Annotated in this window: 12 protein-coding genes; 9 read left to right on the top strand and 3 right to left on the bottom strand. The window is 50.8% G+C overall.

Annotated elements, in window-relative coordinates; all coding sequences use genetic code 11:
* Positions 1-2: 2 nt before the first annotated feature.
* From ACE3SE_RS06225 to ACE3SE_RS06195, 7 genes are all read left to right on the top strand, one after another.
* On the top strand, positions 3-1031 hold the full coding sequence (locus ACE3SE_RS06225; RefSeq protein ID WP_374554252.1) for a hypothetical protein: 1029 nt from the start codon (positions 3-5) through the stop codon (positions 1029-1031).
* Between the two features lie 100 nt (positions 1032-1131).
* On the top strand, positions 1132-1530 hold the full coding sequence (locus ACE3SE_RS06220; protein WP_374554251.1) for a helix-turn-helix transcriptional regulator: 399 nt from the start codon (positions 1132-1134) through the stop codon (positions 1528-1530).
* Entirely contained in the window at positions 1527-1832 is a 306-nt protein-coding gene (locus ACE3SE_RS06215) for a hypothetical protein (protein WP_374554250.1), read from the top strand. Before ACE3SE_RS06220 ends, ACE3SE_RS06215 begins: the two co-directional genes overlap by 4 nt.
* Positions 1829-2389, top strand: coding sequence for a hypothetical protein (locus tag ACE3SE_RS06210; protein ID WP_374554249.1), 561 nt, complete (start codon positions 1829-1831; stop codon positions 2387-2389). Before ACE3SE_RS06215 ends, ACE3SE_RS06210 begins: the two co-directional genes overlap by 4 nt.
* Positions 2389-2661 carry a hypothetical protein gene (locus tag ACE3SE_RS06205; protein ID WP_374554248.1) on the top strand — a complete coding sequence of 91 codons (273 nt, stop codon included), beginning with the start codon at positions 2389-2391 and terminating at the stop codon, positions 2659-2661. The genes ACE3SE_RS06210 and ACE3SE_RS06205 overlap by 1 nt, the downstream gene beginning before the upstream one ends.
* A 114-nt stretch (positions 2662-2775) precedes the next feature.
* Positions 2776-3120 carry a hypothetical protein gene (locus ACE3SE_RS06200; protein WP_374554247.1) on the top strand — a complete coding sequence of 115 codons (345 nt, stop codon included), beginning with the start codon at positions 2776-2778 and terminating at the stop codon, positions 3118-3120.
* The gene (locus ACE3SE_RS06195) at positions 3117-6056 is read left to right on the top strand and encodes a DUF927 domain-containing protein (protein ID WP_374554246.1); all 2940 of its coding nucleotides are present in this window, start codon (positions 3117-3119) and stop codon (positions 6054-6056) included. Before ACE3SE_RS06200 ends, ACE3SE_RS06195 begins: the two co-directional genes overlap by 4 nt.
* 793 nt (positions 6057-6849) lie before the next feature.
* On the opposite strand, the gene ACE3SE_RS06190 is transcribed toward ACE3SE_RS06195, so the two are convergent.
* Positions 6850-9246, bottom strand: coding sequence for a KAP family P-loop NTPase fold protein (locus tag ACE3SE_RS06190; protein WP_374554245.1), 2397 nt, complete (start codon positions 9244-9246; stop codon positions 6850-6852).
* Positions 9247-9344: 98 nt separating this feature from the next.
* Entirely contained in the window at positions 9345-9716 is a 372-nt protein-coding gene (locus ACE3SE_RS06185) for a DUF4124 domain-containing protein (protein ID WP_374554244.1), read from the bottom strand.
* A gap of 1226 nt (positions 9717-10942) precedes the next feature.
* Between ACE3SE_RS06185 and ACE3SE_RS06180 the strand changes: the two genes are divergently transcribed.
* Together ACE3SE_RS06180 and ACE3SE_RS06175 are read left to right on the top strand one after the other, a co-directional pair.
* Complete coding sequence (locus tag ACE3SE_RS06180; protein WP_374554243.1) at positions 10943-11287, top strand: DUF1484 family protein; 345 nt, start codon at positions 10943-10945, stop codon at positions 11285-11287.
* A 923-nt stretch (positions 11288-12210) separates the two neighbouring features.
* A complete protein-coding gene (locus ACE3SE_RS06175) occupies positions 12211-14193 on the top strand; it encodes an AAA family ATPase (protein ID WP_082086523.1) in 1983 nt (660 codons plus the stop codon).
* A 150-nt stretch (positions 14194-14343) separates the two neighbouring features.
* Here ACE3SE_RS06175 and ACE3SE_RS06170 read toward each other — a convergent pair whose 3' ends face one another.
* Positions 14344-16563 (bottom strand): TonB-dependent receptor, encoded by a 2220-nt coding sequence (locus ACE3SE_RS06170; protein WP_374554242.1) that lies wholly within the window; start codon positions 16561-16563, stop codon positions 14344-14346.
* Positions 16564-16661 lie beyond the last annotated feature (98 nt).

Genomic DNA, 16661 nt, shown 5'->3' with positions numbered 1-16661 from the left:
TAATGATGGGTATGCTTCCTAATTTTTGCCATACCCTTTTTGGGTTTGATATTTACAGTTTAGAGAGTGAAATCATTGACAGTGAATGTGACACCAACCTTCCGGACGGCCCATCTATTAAGTTTATCGCATTCAGGCAACTTCATGATTCATTTCAATCTGCACTAAGCAGATGGGAGAATTTTGCACGCAAAAGAGGATATGATGAATTTAAAAATGAAATGCTAACAGAGCTAGCATTATTTATGCTGCAAAGTAATAAATACAATACATTTGCATTTCATGAAATGGATGACAACGACCAAACAAATGACAAAATTCTCTATGAGTTCTTCAAAGGAATTGACTCAACGCCAAAACCTTCCAGATACCCAAGCATTCCTGAGGCAGTGCTAGCCACAATAAGAGAAAACCACCCTTCAAGTATCGTAAATATAGTAGAAAAGGTACCCGACTCGCTTACATATGCTATCGCTGCAATGAAAGAGGCTGCACTTGGCCTTGCAAATCTTAAGGAAGCATCCTCACTACAGCGTAGCCTTATTGCACCGCTGTCAGAACAGGAGAGTATCGAATTTGCACTATTGCGATGCGGAAATGCACGTGTTTTGATTATGCGTATGCGCATGACAGAGGTACTAGAACGCTATAGTGAAAACAAGAATTTCCCAGAAAATGCAGTAATCTTAATAAATGATGAGCTTGGCATTATGAAAAAGAAAACAAATGCCGCCATTCAAACAAAGAAGAAAAAAATAATCGCTGCCACTGCCAGAAGAGACATTAATGGTGGAAATAAGTGGCGAGCAATAGCAGCATTAAAATCTGGCGAAGTTCAAAAAAACATAGCCATTAACCTTGGCATCGGTGACAGCTGGGTTTCTCAAATCAAAAAACAATATAAGAAGGAGAGAGAAATGATAGAAAAAATAAAATCAGGAAAATCCAAGGAGGCGATTGCTGTCGAGTTTGGCATTAGCGTTGAAAAGGTATCAGAGATCATCGACGACCATAGGAAAAATGATCGGTGAAATAGTATTTTTTTAGTCATCATCTCCTAGCTAAACTTAACTATCTAGCATTCGTCCTGCTGCACCACTTGGCGCGGCTTCAACCCTTACCGGAGGACGTATGCAAGCATCCAATTCCCCTTCCCTCACACGCTCCCAGCTTGCCACCGAGTTGGGTGTATCTGTTTTCACCCTCAATCAGTGGGCTGTATCAGGCAAAGGCCCCAAAGCCATCCGCATTGGCCGACAGTCGGTATATCGCCGTGAGGACATTGATGCATACAAGGCAACGATAAGCAGCACCGAGAGCACACCAGCGCCAGTATCGCAGCCTATCGGCTCCTACATGATGCGCCTGCCGGAAGTGCTGTCCCTGTCTGGACTGAGTAAGTCTAGTATCTACGCCATGAGCAAAGCAGGTGAATTTCCTGCATCGGTCAAGCTGGGTAGCCGTGCCGTTGGCTGGCCTTCTCACCTGGTCATGCAATGGCTGAATGATCGCATGGGGAATGTGGCATGACGACCAATCAACAGCATCAATGCAAATCTGCCCATGCACTGGCCATCATTGCCCAACTCGAAAGCAATCATCCAGACCTCAAATGCAAGGCAGATCACTCATCTGGCTCCGTTGCAGAGCGGCATAAAAGAGCAGCACGCTCTATCCGTAAGAAACCGGCTCCAGTGCCTAAGCCTGCAATGGCATTCTCATTGAGTTACTTGAGTGCATTGAAACGGAATGCGGCACGAATCGGCGACCGTGCAAAGGCAAAAGAGATAGATGTGTTTATCCGTGAAATTGTCAGCTGGGAGTACAAATGAAAATTCAAGCCATTCGTCACTCAGCCATGCGGCTTGCAGACTTGCGGTTCAATCGTCGCATCATTGCCCTGGCCTTGATTGTGGCAAGCATCACCTCCTGCCAGCAGGTTGACGCCACACCAGCAGTCGGCCACAATCTTGCTGTGCTGTTCAATAGCGGCACCGAGATTAGCCTCTCGTCGAACACTAAGGCGGACAGCCGCCCCATGCGGCATTTTTTGCGTCCGGATTACGCCATTGGTGCGCCCATTTCTATGGCGGGCCGTGGTGGGAGCATCTTCGGATGCGCCGGTTCCTTAGTGCCGGTAAGGCTAATCCCGCCACGTGCCTGCCACCCCCGATTAGCCTCGGATGGTGGGTATAAACTCACTAAGGAGGCCACCATGCCTAAGCTTTCCCGCGCCCTGTCGCGCCTGTTCCCCATTTCCAGCACCATCAGCACCGCCGCAACATTGGCAGAGGCACAAACCATTGCCCGCCAGCACCTGGCCAAAACGGGCCAATCTGTTCGCATTGAACCGGCCAGCCGTGGCTATTCTGTTGTGGAGGTGGCGTAATGTCTGAAATCACCAGTTTTGGCATTGGTGTCGAAGAGAAAAATTCGTCTCTTATTGTCTCCTATGAGTATGAAACCGCAGCTGACATGCTGACACGTCGGACTTCACAGTTGACTGCATTGCTTTCCGCCACATATGGCGAAGCCGGAGATGGCTTCCGCCGCCTCGATAACAGCTTGCAAGAGGACTTCATGTGGCTGGCTCACGATTTGGCGCAAGAAATATCACTGCTGTCCCGTGTGGTAACTCATCCGCCTCGCTCCAAGACATAAAGCCAAGCACATGGGGCACCGGCCCCATCCCCTTGTCACTCGTGAGCTTGCAACTGATAACCGACCGGCAGCCATCTACGCAGACGCGCTGCCCATCCCTCTAGGCTGATTCCCATGAAAAATTTGATGACCTTGAATGGTCAGGCCCCCGGCTTGCCCTTTGACTCTGCATTACCTGGAGCAGCCCCTGCTTATCGTGATGGCCATTGCATGGCCATGGATTTACTGCGCTATATCGCCACCCTTCAAGCCATGCCCAGCTATAGCGAGCAAGAGCGCGCCAATATGGCCGCCGCTGCCCTTGCTGGCTTTCTCTCTCCATTTCTCCCCCTGCTGGCTGATGCCCTTGAGCTATTTGCTGATGATGCACAGCAAGGGCTGTTTGCCGGGCTAATTGAGGACATTTCCAACGGTGCGGCCATGGCGCTGGATGTTGGGCGCAACGGAGGTAACTTATGACGACAGCGGGACGTTTGCCATTCAAAGAGGTGAATAGTGCGGCGCTTGCAGCGCTGCCGCGTGTGCTTGATTGGGCTGGTGTTCACTGGCAACAGCATGGCCATGAAATCCAGATGATTAACCCGACACGCGCCAATGATGATGGCTTTGGGTCATTCAGTATCAATGCCAATTCTGGCGTTTGGGCTGACTTTGCCAGCGGCGACAAGGGCGCGGATGTCGTGAACCTGGTGGCGTATCTGAAAAGCTGCCCGCAGGGTGAAGCATGCAAGGAATTGGCCCGGCTGTTTGGCATTATGTCCGGCAAAGCCGCACCGGCAACAGAGGCAGTGCCACTACCCCCTTCTGCCGCAGCTGCTATGGATAGTGTGCCTGTTCTACCCATTCCGGCAGACATGCTGGGCAACATGCCACGCAATAAGCCAAAGCACCCGGGCAAAGTGGTACAGGTGTGGCGCTATAACGATGCAGAGGGGCTGCCGCTTGTCTTTGTGGCACGGCTGGAACCCGGCGCGAATGGCCGTAGTAAGGATTATTACCCCTTGTCGGTATGGCAAGACCTTGCCACGGGCAAGCGCGCCTGGCGCTGGAAAAACGTACCGGCACCGCGCCCACTGTATGGACTGGATAGACTGCACAGCCGCCAGTCGGCTCCTGTCGTGCTTTGCGAAGGCGAAAAGGCTGCCGATGCTGCGGGGAAGCTGCTACCCGACCATGTAGCCGTTTGCTGGATGAATGGTGCAGAGGCAGTAAGCAAGGCAGATTTCAGCCCATTGGCTGGCCGTGATTGCCTGATCTGGCGTGACTATGACAGCCCCGGTGAAATTGCCGCCAATGCGGTCGCTGGCCAGCTGCTCAAGATCGGCGCGGCCAGCGTCACGCATCTGGACGTGGCTGGCTTTGCCACCTACGCCCCTAGTCTGGATGGCACGGCCCCTGTGCTGTTACCTGGTGGAGAATGGCATGAGGGCGATGATGCTGCCGACGCAATTGGACGCGGCTGGACAGCTGCTCACTTGGCCATGTTGCTTGAAATGAACAAGCCTGCTGCCCCCCAGCACTCTGAGGAAACCACACAACCACCTGCAGAGCAGCAGGCATCTGAAAATGCCATTCCAGAGAAGGCCAAGCCGGGCCGCCCAAAGCGCCAAATTAGCAGCAATGGGGGAAGTCCATTCAAGATTTCTGATAATGGGGTGTACTTCAAAAGTGAGGATATGGACGCCCCTTTATGGGTGTGCAGCAAACTGGACATTCTTGCCCGCACCCGTGATGTGAATAGCGAGGGCTGGGGCTTGCTGGTGCGCTTTGCCGACCCGGATGGCAGCATCAAGGAATGGAATATCCCGTCTGAGCTGGTGGCCAGCAGCGAAGGGACTGAGGTTATCAAGGGGCTGCTCTCCCGTGGCCTGCTGATTGGTAGCGGCCCCAAAGCCCGGCAACGCCTGCTTGAGTATCTTGGCCGTTACGATGGGGGCGAGCGTGCCACGCTGGTGTCTCGCTTGGGCTGGCATGGCAATGCTTTCCTGCTGCCCGATGGCCAGCTAGGCGACAGCAATGAGGTGCTGGTGTTTCAGGCTGCACAAAAGCAACGCGAGGCCATGCAGTGCGCTGGGGATTTGGCAGCCTGGCAAACTGGCATTGCTCAGTATTGCGTGGGTAACAGCCGCTTGGCCTTTGCCGCCTCATGCGCGTTTGCAGGCCCACTGCTGGGGGTAATTGGCGCTGAATCGGGCGGGTTTCACTTTTATGGTGATAGCTCTCAGGGTAAGACCACTCTGCTACAAGTAGCGGGTAGTGTCTTTGGCGGGCCGGGCTACCTGCAAACGTGGCGTGCAACGGATAACGCCCTGGAGGCCATGGCGTCTGCCTACTCGGATTGCTTGCTGCCCCTTGATGAGATTCACCAGTGTGACCCGCGCATTATTGGCGAGGCGGTCTATATGCTGGGCAATGGGCGCGGCAAAGGCCGGGCCAATGACCGTGGCGGCAGCCGTGGGGCGGTAGCAGAGTGGCGCTTGCTGTTCCTGTCGTCTGGCGAGAAAACCCTTGCCGCACACATGGCAGAGGCTCGCAAGGACATGAAAGCAGGTATGGAAATCCGCATGCTTGCCGTGCAGGCCGACGCCGGTGGTGGACTGGGCCTATTTGATACCTTGCACGACAAAGAGAACGGCAAGGCCCTTGCTGACCACCTGAAAGCAAACTGCGCCAGCAGCTACGGCACAGCCGCCCGGGCATTTATTGACCGGCTGGTATCTGAAAAGGAAAAACTGCCGTCCATCATCAGGCAGCAACTAGCACGCTTTGGTTGTGAGGTATTGCCAGAGGATGCACACGGGCAAGCCCACCGCGCCGCCACGCGCTTCGCGCTAGTGGCTGTGGCTGGTGAATTGGCAAGTGCGTGGGGAGTAACCGGCTGGCCAAAGGGCACCGCATGGAAAGCGGCACAGCAATGTTTTGCCGACTGGCTTAAAGCGCGTGGAACAACAGGCAATCGCGAGGATGAGGAAATCTTGTCCAAGATTCGGTTTTTCCTTGAGCAGCATGGCGAGGCACGATTTACCCGGCTGTCTGATGAAGCCATCCTGCAAAGCGTTGATAGCTTAGGCCCTGACCCTGATGACCATGCGCCACGCACGATTAGCCGGTGTGGCTATCGACTCAAGGACAAGATATCTGGCGTCATCAAGTATCTGATACTTCCGGAGAGCTTCCGGGCAGAAGTATGCGCGGGAATGGATGTATCACGTGCCTGTCGTTTACTCCAACAAGCTGGGGCCTTGGAGGTGACAAAAGGTGCTGGCCATATGCTGCAAATCCGGTATACGCCAGAAGCCAAGTACAGCAAAAGTGGGCGGGCAAAGGTGTATTGCGTGACATCAGCAATATTTGGCGATGGCAACTTCATTGATGAGGCCAGCGATGCCGCCTGATGATCTTGAATCATGGTTTGCCGCTTTGCCTGCCGAAGCTTTCCACGCTGCTGTTTCGCACACGGAGAGCCATCAACATGCCTCCAGCACGCACCTGGTGAAGGCTACGCCAGACCCGCTTGCTCTTGAATGGTGTAATGAAAGCGCACAAGAGGTTCAGGGCCTAGCTGATGCTGACGTGGATAAGGCACGGCCCATGCCCTGCACTGCCTGCCACTTGGACAGTACCGCCCTCTGCCCTGTGGCTCAATCACTTGGCATCAAGCCGGATGCTGACACGGCAGCATACTGCACCAGCTTTCTGCCGCGTACTGGTGTAACGATAGGATGCTGCTGGTTGTGGCGTATCAGCCTCGATGATGGCCGATTGGTCTGGTATATGGCCACGCCAGCGGCAAGTCAACGCAGCGTGATTGAATGGGCAAGGCCGCGCTTTGGGCGGCAGTTGGTGTCTATCCTTCCCATACCTGATGCAATGGCGGTGCCATAATCACCAAGCTACATCTACGCTGCTCAAGTCATGAATTATTTTTAGCCAATAGGTCATTGCTACATTTTATTTATGGCACCTTAAATTAAATTCGCAAAAATTCCTATAAAAGTGAGCAGGAAAAAATCTATATAAAAAATTTAATGATTCATAATGTCAATTTTTATACTACATTACTACCAGATAAAATTAAAAAATACACACACCACCATGCATTCATTTAAGCCCCACAAATAAACTACCCCATCAAATATATATAAACTTCAAGATTTACAAAAATTAGATTGCAAGAAATAAGTAACTTTATCTCTCAGACTCTCCACCCCACATATCAATATGCTTAGCAAAATTTTCCAACACTTCGGCATATTCTGGATAGTCTGAAACTATAATCTTAGCCATTCTTTCTTTTACCACATCAACTCCAATAAAATCCTCAACATCAACTCTCCTGAAAGTGTTATAGGGTATTGACACCCTATCACCTACCGCATGCGCTCTACCACGATTCAACATGCAATCAACAACCCTAATAAAACCATGGTCATCTGTAATAATTTCAGAAATCCATGACCGAGGCTCACTCACACCTCCAGAAAAACGCTCCCAGCATCTAAGCAGCCAAGTCAAATTATTATTCAAAAGCAAATCATTAATTTGATTATCTCGCGAATTAACAATTCTCAACCACTCCAACTTCAACTCAGCAACGGCAGACATACTAAAAGCAGGATCAAAACCACTTCCCTCACCCGACTCATTTTCTGATGCATCTGACAGACTTATTAGCATTGCCGAAATAGAAACAACTTTACACAAACGAAATACTTGCAAAACACGCACATCTCGAAATGCCTCCGGAATTCTCTTTATGTACCAATGACATGATCTCCACGCACATATCCAAGAAGAGTCAAAGCCACCACTCACTCCACTGCCTGCTATTTTCTCAGCAATAATAAACAACATACACAACAATTCTTGCGAGTTAGAAATTGGCAACTGTCCCACAGACTCATCCAATCTCTCAGCAAGAGAACGTAGCTTTCCATCACGCTCAATATTAGCAATTAGATCATTCAGTTCATCGCTAGTGGCCTTCGGATTTAGGAAAAAAGAGAATTGCCCTTCTGATATTTGACCACTTGGTATATTCAATTCAAAGTAGCGGGAAAAAAAACGATCATGACACACTCGTTTATCGTACGCCCAAATAGAATGAATGCTATCAGAGTATGATTTATTTTCAAAAAGCCCTTTAAAATTAGGAAATAATTCATTCACAGAATTTCTTACATAACCACGCCTAGCCTCTGGAATAATTTCCAGCAATTTTTCAGCCTCAGCAATATGGAAATCTCTATTTCCGCTTCTGAAAACATCATTTTGCAGGAGAATCCTTTTTTCACCACTCAGTATAGAATGAAAAGCCGGTTCAAATACACGAACACACTCAAGAATGATAAAGTCAATTAAATTTACTTCGAGAATTTTCCCAGACAGATGCAATGGAAAATGGATTTCAATTGAAGAAATTAATCTTCTCACATCTCTTAAATTACGCACCGACGGCTGAATACAACCAACAAAAGCATTGCCCCATCGACTAGTTGAAAATCCATTCTCTTTAGTTGCATAAAGTCCAACAACAACCTCAATCTCAGCAGCTAGAATTTCATGGACTACAGCAGAAGGAACCACAGGCAAGTCAAAATTTGCTTGTATAATTTTCTCAAGAAATGCACGTCCATCCCCATCAGAAATAGGATGCAATGCACTTTCCACAATGCTGGGCTGAAATAGAAGGACAAATATTATATTAGGCAGATTTGCATTCGCCTTAATCTGCCGAAGGAGTGTTCGAATCTGTTCTGGTTCAAGCCGATCAATATCATCCACAAATACAACTAATGGCTTCTCCAGCGTGCTAAGACGCTCTTCCAAAGACTTACGAATCTTATCAAGCGACTCATTACTACGATCCCGACCTACATGAACGAGAAAAGTCCCCAATATAGATAGAAAAAAAGAAACAGCAGCAATCCCGATACCAATCTTGGCAACTGCTGGCATTTTAAAGCCAACTGCAGTTCCGATTGAAATAACAGCAGCATTTGCAGCAATCATCGTAATTAAATGATTGTTACTACCAATCTTCTTAATTCCACTACCACCACCAACTAAAAGTTTCCCATAGCGGCGCAACGCTTCTGCACGCTCATTAGCAGACTCAGAATAATCACCACCCAATCTATTGGCCATTTGCTCAAAAAGTGCACGGGCAATTGCATTCCCATCGCCCCATTGCCATGGATTAAAATCCAACCAATCAGCACCATTATTATCACTATCAAGTTGCTCAGTAATTAAATTTTTCAGCGAAGATTTTCCATATCCCCACCCTCCACGAATTGAGAATATCCGACCTTCACGCGGACTAAGTTCTGAAAGAATTTTCGCTATATGACATGCAAAATCTTTTCGACGAAGCTTATCTTCACTAGACTTTCTAATTGGCGACTCAGCTCCAATACCCTGATCAGGCTGTTGTTCTCTTATTATCTTTGACGCTGCTCTTGCCTTACGTCTAGCATTCCACAATCCTAAACGGACCCCCCACATCATGGGATTGATTTTATTTAAAATAGCAACAAACTTTTTATATACATCCATAGATATTTCTCTAATTATTTCATGCATTCTCACACCTCACCTGCACCTACAACATCCACAAGGCGATGTCGCCCGAATGATATAAATACTGCCATCTACTCTTCGGGATTAGCAATTTATGGTTGCTAGTACCCATTTAATAGGCAGGCGTTGTAACCGGGTGCCAACTGCTTGGTTGTACGAATAGCCTCCAACTGTTGTCCCCAGTCATTGCTATTAGCTGCATTCCGCCGGGCCGCCTCATATTGGGCAATCAGCTTTTGGCAACCAGCTTTGCGAACCGCATTAACATCATTCTGCGGATTGACCTGTTGCGGTACGTTTTTGGGTAGTGCGGGCTCGCCCATATGACTGTCATGTATCGTCACCGCGTTGCCATTTGAGCAAGGCGTGTCAGTGTAGGTAATAGCTCCATTCGCGCCTGTGCATCTATAAGCACCGGCGCTTACGCCCATCGGCATCATTAATATGATGCTCAATACAAAATAGCTTTTCATTGCTACCTCGCCCAATCGTCATAAGTATTAATGCCATCATGCACCTTGCATGACTTGATCGCAATTCTGCGAGCAGCATCATGCATGACACTGCGCGATTGAGCAGGATCAGTTGCTTACTCTAGCTGCCGTCACTAGTGACAAATGAGCTTTGTCACTACACAAGAATAGAAAATGTCCTTTTAAATCAACGCTGTCACTACGTCACTATTGTCACTACCAATTTTTATCGGGATGGGAAAAATAGTTCGCCGTTAGGTCAGAGCAATCAGTGGGAGCGGTATGGATTGCACCCGATGTCCATAGCACCACCCTGAGAAATGGGTGGGCATCTGCCATGGGGTGGGGGGTGACTGAAAGTCCAGCAAGCCCCGACCAAGACCCAGTGCCTAGCTTCGCATTTTTATGGGGAGAGAATTTTAGGGAGGGGGGGTGTTCACAGGGCAACGTATGGCAAACGATCAGACAGGCGGATGAAAAAATGAACAACCGGCCAAACATTTCACTACCTGGCTAGCAGCTACGCCAGCCATCACATGGTTTGGCGAGAGACGTGAAAATTGTGGTGCGCTCACTGTGGCAACGCTCCAACGGTGCTGTTTTGTGTACCTTTTTGTGTACCTTTTCAAAAATCACGATACAAGAGTCCTTTAATGGCGTGGCTTTCAGGCAACACTTCGATAGAGACCCCGGCACCAAGTCCTTAGCAGATAAGGATTGCAGCAAGAATCAAAAACAGCGCCGCAAGGCGCTTTTTTGTTGCCAAAATCCTGCCATGGAACACTGGCGGGCCAATAACGCAACACAGCACAAACCGGCAGGCTCAGCCCGCAGCCATGCCGTGCCACATCCTTCCCCGGTATTGACAAGCCAACCCCGCCAACCAACAATTGCCGCGTGCTGTTCAATAGCGGCACCGGGCGTAGGAACCCGATTAGCACTATGGCGGACACCACCGCGAAAGCGGTTTTTTTGCGTCCGTGCGTCTTGTCTTGCCTTCTATGGCGGGCCGGGCGGGGCAGCCTTCGGGCTGGCCGGTTCCATAGTGCCGGTATTCCTACCCCCGTTCGGACTGCCACCCACCGTAGGAAGTGGTTGGCGGTACGCAAACCGCACACTATGGAGGCAATCACCATGCCTGGCATCTCCCGCGCCCTGTTGCACCCTCCCCCCGCGATTGTCATTGCCGTTACCGCCCCGCCATCCTTCCGCAAGGAGGCCCGCGCATGAACACCCAGCAACCTCTCATCCAGCCCGCTCCCGCCGCCTATCTGGCGCTGGCCACCTTTCAAGACCAACTCGGCCACCTGCAAACCCTGACCAGCCTGCCGGAACATGCCGCGCTGCGCGAACCCATCAGTCAGTTGACCCGCCTGAGCCAGACCATCCAGCACACCATTGCCGACGGCATCTGCACGCTGGACCGTGCCGCTGACTGCATGCAATGCCTGCTTGATCTGCTGCACCACGCCGAAGACATGCCGCTGGCAGCCAACCAGCTGGCCGGGCTGCTGACGCCGCTGCATCAGCAAATCAGCCTCGCCCGCACCGATATCGGCCAACTCCTGTAAGGGACAGACAGCGCCGCAAGGCGCTGTTTTGTTGCCTGTCGTTTTCGCAAGCCTCCCCTGCCGTCCACCAACAGCCCGCCCAGCGTGGGCTGTGTGCTGTTTGCCAGCGGCAGGCCATTACCTTCCCCGTCAGCACAAACGCCACCCAAGCACTGCATGGCATTAGCCCCTGTCGATTCCGCCACTGTCCGATTCATACCAATACAACGGCAGATTGTTGGCTGATTTTTGATCCGGCATATGACATCGGCACGTTTATTGTGAAAAACTGGATGCTAAAGAGGGTCTTTCAGCTGCTTAGTGTCGGGAAGAGAGCTACCGGACGAGGAGTCCACGAAGTCGCAACAGGCCGGAAAAGCTGATTCACGGTTTGCGGTGGGAAAGGCGTGGAAACCATGGATGACATCCCCCATTCAAAACATTGATTTTATTGAGAATTCGGAGAGACCCACTGAATGGCAGAAAAAACCGTGGGCAAAAACGTGGAGCCGCAACCCTTGTCTGACAGAGCGTTGAGGGGCGCTTCCACCGTTTGGGGCGGTTTTTTGATGTGTATGGAGGGCTTGGTAAGAAACTGGCTAGGAGAGGGATAGGTACTAACTGGCAGTTGTGGTCAGTTCTATCAGTCCTGCAAATCCCATCTATTGGACTCAAAGAGTAAGACCCGGCTGGCCTATAGCAGCACATTGCTTAAAAGCTGAAAACTTAAGTCAATCAGACCAAAGACAACGAACAAATCCTTTCTCTTGACCATTTAAATATTTTCCTAAATCTCTACAAACATGCCAATTGCAATAACTAGCAGATCATCTTAAACAAGATCGAATGATCAACATCCCTCTACACACAGCAACACAGAAATTCAATCTCCACGAAATAAAATTTCATACGACGCACCACTATCCATTTAAAAGGTACCAGGAATGATTAATACACTGAGCTTCAGGTCAATACATAAATCCATCACCAAGCTTGACGAAACTAATTTGCCAATGTTCGTAGTTTTAACCGGCAAAAATGGATCTGGAAAAACTCATTTATTATCTGCAATAAAAAATGGCCAAGTCTCATCTTCCCTAGTGCAAAACCAAACAACCGATGTCTTATTATTTGACTCAAATACTATAATACCAAATGACACAGGCATGTTTGATCCAGCCCAAGATCAAACAAGACGTTCTCAATGGTTCAATACAGTGCAACAGCACAGGGAGCAAGTATTCCCGGGCTTACAGCAATTTGCCATTCAGCTTGGAATACCTTCCACTCATTGCTCCAGCATCAGAGCAATCTCGAAATTGAATGCAGAGAAACTAAGAGAAATTATACCAGACCCATCATTGGCCGAACAAATTGCACAGCAATTAAAAGATCAAATCCGGGCAATGGGTAATAATATAGGAGCCAATTCTTTCAACCAGATTGGTGATGAATATTGGAGGAAAACTGTTCCAAAAATTCAGCAAACCAGTCCAGAGGATTTTTTAATTTCATCTCAATCCCGATTCTTCCGAAATAAACACTTTATCTGGGGAGAAGTCGACCCATTCCAACAAGCATTTGGACGTGTATTCACGATGTACCGTGAATTAATTCATGACAATGACCGGCTAGAAAAGTATGCACCTAAAGATGACCCTAGTAGACGGCACCTTAATTCAAATGAGTTTATCGAAGAGTATGGAACACCACCATGGGACTTTGTTAATCAAATACTAGAAGAGTGCAAGCTTGACTTTCGAGTTGATAGCCCACCACTGTCTGAAATTACATCATACGAACCAAAGCTAAGTAAGATCACTTCACAAGTCGAGATGAAATTTCAGGACCTTTCATCGGGTGAAAAAGTATTAATGTCATTTGCACTTTGTCTATACAACTCGCAGGATAGTCGTCAAACAAAAAACTTCCCTAGACTGCTTCTACTTGATGAAGTGGATGCCCCACTCCACCCTTCAATGGCCTCATCTCTTTTACAGACTATTCAGAATGTACTTGTCAGAGATAAAAATGTTGCCGTCATCCTAACTACTCATAGTCCATCGACAGTAGCCTTAGCACCGGAGGAGGCAATCTACGCAATGAATCCTTCCGGTCCAATGATTGAAAAGGTAAGCAAAGGCTCCGCGCTTATGTTGTTGACAGCTGGGGTTCCCACTTTATCTGTAGCATTTGATGGCCGGCGTCAAGTTTTTGTTGAAAGCAGAACGGATGCCAGCTTGTATGACCTCCTCTATCAAAAATACAAAAATTTTCTTAACTCCGAGAGGTCGTTAGTCTTTGTTGAGGTTGGTCGAAAAGAAGTGGATGGTACGGAGAAAAACTCTGGCTGCGATCAAGTAATTCGCCTCGTAGATGCTTTAGCCATGGGCGGGAACAAAAGTGTACTCGGACTGGTTGATTGGGATGGGGAAAAAATTAAAACAAAGCGCCTCCACGTACTGTCACCAGGAGTACGGAATGGCCTTGAATCTCTATTGCTTGATCCTGTCATTTTGGTTGCAACAGTTGCAAAAGAGAATATAGGCTTTGCGAAAGAAAGAAGCATCCTTTCCTTAGAGGAAAGCTATGCAACACTATTTACATGGGATGCTACTCGCTGGCAGAGTGCCATTAGCACTCTTCAAAAACTATTACTCGAAGATGAATACATCCCCCATGAAACAATCAGCATTGAGTATATGAATGGCATGACCCTTCAGGTATCCAAAAAATACCTACACATGGATGATCATGCACTAGAACGAAAAGTGATTAAAACATTTGGATTTCTGATGCCAAAAAACAAACATGCTGGAGGACTTATGCGGCACGTTGTTGAATCAATTTTGTCCGACAACATATATATAATGCCAAAAGATTTCATAATAACCATGAATAGTATTTTGACAGAAGAATTTGAATAGCCGGTATAGATTTAACTTATAAATCACCGCCTGTATTGGTTTTCCAGCCACACTTCGATAAAGACCCCAACAACCAAACACCCCCGCTCCATCTGTATGGCCGGGGGTGTTGTTGTTCTGGCCGCCATCTGGCGGCCAAATCAGGCAGGGTCAGAACTTGAGGTTGAAGGCGGTGTACAGCGAGCGGGCCGGGCCGGCCACGCCAACGCCCCAGGGGATGCCGGCGCGGCTCATGGTCATGCCCTGGCCGGTGTAGGCGCCGCCCAGCGGCAGGGTGTAGAAGCGGTTGAATACATTGTCGATGCCCACGTCCACGCTGAAGCGTTTGTTTTCATAGCGGGTGCGCAGGTTGAACAGGCTGTAGCCGGGGGTTTTGACTTCGTTGCGCACGGCAGAGACGTCCGTTTTGGCGCGGACGGCCTGCCATTCGGCGGTGCTGGTCCACTGCCCCAGCGTGTTTACCAGCGCCAGTTTGGCGTTGAGCGGCATGATGTTGTACAGATTGTCGCCAGTGGTGAGGTTTTCGCCACGGGTGTAGCTGAGCTGGGCGGTGGCAGTGAAACTGCCTAAGCCGGTGGTTTTGGCCAGTTGCAGCTTGCCGCTGACGTCCACGCCGTATAGCTGGGCGTTCTGGTTGACGTATTGCAGCACCACGTAGCCGGTGGTGGCGGTCTGGTTGTTGTTGGCGGTGCCGTAACGCTGGGCGTCGATGTAGTTTTCCACATAGCTGTAGTAGGGGCTGAGCCTGAGCTGCCAGGCTTCACCGTCGACGGCGTGCCAGTTGGCGCTGCTGCTGAGGGTGTGGGCCACTTCCGGCTTGAGGTTGGCGTTGCCGACATAGCCGTTGCCGTCGCCGGCAAAGTTGTTCATCACCGCGGCCATGGTGTTGCTGGACCAGGTGTAGCGCTCGTACAGATTGGGCGAGCGGGTTTTCTGCGCGTAGGCCAGTTCGTATTGCGCTGTTTCCGACGGGGTGTAGCGGGCCAGCGCGGACAGGTCGAGGTTGAGGTCGGTACGGGCGTGGTTTTGTGCGTTGAAGCTGGCGGCATCCGGCGCGTAGGAGGCGGTGGTGTTATAGCCCGCTACGCTGCCGGTGTTGCTTTTCACCTGGCTGAGCCGTGCGCCGATGATGCTGCGCCATTGTGCTGTCCAGTCGGCCTGCCATTCGGCAAAGGCGTCCACACGGTCGCGGTTGCCGTCCTTGATGTTCCAGAAGGTGTTGGGGCCCATGCCACCAGTACCACCAGCTGCCGGCCACCAGTCGTTCAGGTTGTAGCGCTGGATTTCGCTGCCCAGTTTCAGTTTGTCGCGCGCATTCAGGGCCAGATCGGCAGTCAGGCTGCCGCCCAGGGTGTGGCTGGCAGAGTCCATCGGCATGCCTTTATAGATGCCGTAGATGGTTTGCTTGTCGTCACCAAAGTCCATGCTGTGGCGCACGTACTGGCTGTACAGGCGGGCGTCCAGCTCGCCCCAGGCAAACTGGCCGTTGTAGTGCAGGTTCAGCTGGTTGCTGCTGTTGTCGGTCATGTCCATGCGCTGGTTGGCAAAGCCCTCATAAGGGGTGCGTTGCACGCCCACCTTGGCTTCCAGCAGCTGGTCATTGTCGCGCCAGGCCAGGCCCAGTTCGTGGTTTTCGGTTTTGTAGGCGGTGGAGCCTACTGTTTTGCCATCCATCCAGGCGCGGCCGGTGGCGGCGAGGCCGGATTTCTTGAAATCGGCGGCGGCGTCGTAGTTGTTGCTGAGGGCGGTGGAGCCGGTGTAGTTGATGCTGACATGGTCGTTGGCCAGGATGGCACTGGCATTGGCACCTCGGGCATCGCCATTGCTGCGGTAGAACGCGCCCACGTTGCCGGTCTGCAATATCTGGCCTGCCTCGGCAAACTGCGGGGCGGCGGATCTGGCCACAATCACCCCGCCGATATTGTCGCCCCCGGCGCTGACCGGGGCCGCGCCGTTATATACCTGCACGCTGTCCACCTTGCTGGCGTCCATATAGGACAGCGGGGAGTTCATGTGATTGGGGCAGGCGGCAATCAGGCTGGCACCGTCAGTCTTCACCAGCAGGCGGTCGTCGGCCAGGCCGCGCAATACCGGCAGGCTGGAGAAGCCACCGGCGGCATGCAGGTTCAGGCCGGGAATGTCTTGCAGCAGCTGGGCGCTGTCGCTGCTGCGGGCGGCTTGCGCGGCCAGTTGTGCCGGGCTGAGGCTGCTGCCATTGGCCTGGCTGTCCGGCCGCGTGCCGTGGACCACCACCTCCGGCATTTGCTGTACGTCGGTGCTGTCGGTGCTGTCGGCGGCGTTGGCCAGCTGGCCAAGGGCGGCCAGCGCGAGGGTGACGGCCAGGGCGGCCGGCTTGGTCTGGTAATGCATGTTGTTTCCCAAGTGAATGACGGAAGGGTCATGCACCGGTGCAGGGGGAGCCCGGCCCGGCGCGATGGGGACAAGAAACCGGCATGGGTGGGATAGCG

Source organism: Aquitalea pelogenes, assembly GCF_041914625.1.
Taxonomy (GTDB): domain Bacteria; phylum Pseudomonadota; class Gammaproteobacteria; order Burkholderiales; family Chromobacteriaceae; genus Aquitalea; species Aquitalea pelogenes.
The sequence above is the reverse complement of the archived record's forward strand: the minus strand, read 5'-3'. Positions and strand labels throughout refer to the sequence as shown.

Bases quoted from the DNA above. Each gene is read 5' to 3' on its own strand.
- ACE3SE_RS06185 (WP_374554244.1), bottom strand. From the start codon at position 9,716: ATGAAAAGCTATTTTGTATTGAGCATCATATTAATGATGCCGATGGGC.
- ACE3SE_RS06205 (WP_374554248.1), top strand. From the start codon at position 2,389: ATGTCTGAAATCACCAGTTTTGGCATTGGTGTCGAAGAGAAAAATTCG.
- ACE3SE_RS06195 (WP_374554246.1), top strand. From the start codon at position 3,117: ATGACGACAGCGGGACGTTTGCCATTCAAAGAGGTGAATAGTGCGGCG.
- ACE3SE_RS06175 (WP_082086523.1), top strand. From the start codon at position 12,211: ATGATTAATACACTGAGCTTCAGGTCAATACATAAATCCATCACCAAG.
- ACE3SE_RS06200 (WP_374554247.1), top strand. From the start codon at position 2,776: ATGAAAAATTTGATGACCTTGAATGGTCAGGCCCCCGGCTTGCCCTTT.
- ACE3SE_RS06215 (WP_374554250.1), top strand. From the start codon at position 1,527: ATGACGACCAATCAACAGCATCAATGCAAATCTGCCCATGCACTGGCC.
- ACE3SE_RS06190 (WP_374554245.1), bottom strand. From the start codon at position 9,246: ATGCATGAAATAATTAGAGAAATATCTATGGATGTATATAAAAAGTTT.
- ACE3SE_RS06180 (WP_374554243.1), top strand. From the start codon at position 10,943: ATGAACACCCAGCAACCTCTCATCCAGCCCGCTCCCGCCGCCTATCTG.
- ACE3SE_RS06210 (WP_374554249.1), top strand. From the start codon at position 1,829: ATGAAAATTCAAGCCATTCGTCACTCAGCCATGCGGCTTGCAGACTTG.
- ACE3SE_RS06220 (WP_374554251.1), top strand. From the start codon at position 1,132: ATGCAAGCATCCAATTCCCCTTCCCTCACACGCTCCCAGCTTGCCACC.
- ACE3SE_RS06225 (WP_374554252.1), top strand. From the start codon at position 3: ATGATGGGTATGCTTCCTAATTTTTGCCATACCCTTTTTGGGTTTGAT.
- ACE3SE_RS06170 (WP_374554242.1), bottom strand. From the start codon at position 16,563: ATGCATTACCAGACCAAGCCGGCCGCCCTGGCCGTCACCCTCGCGCTG.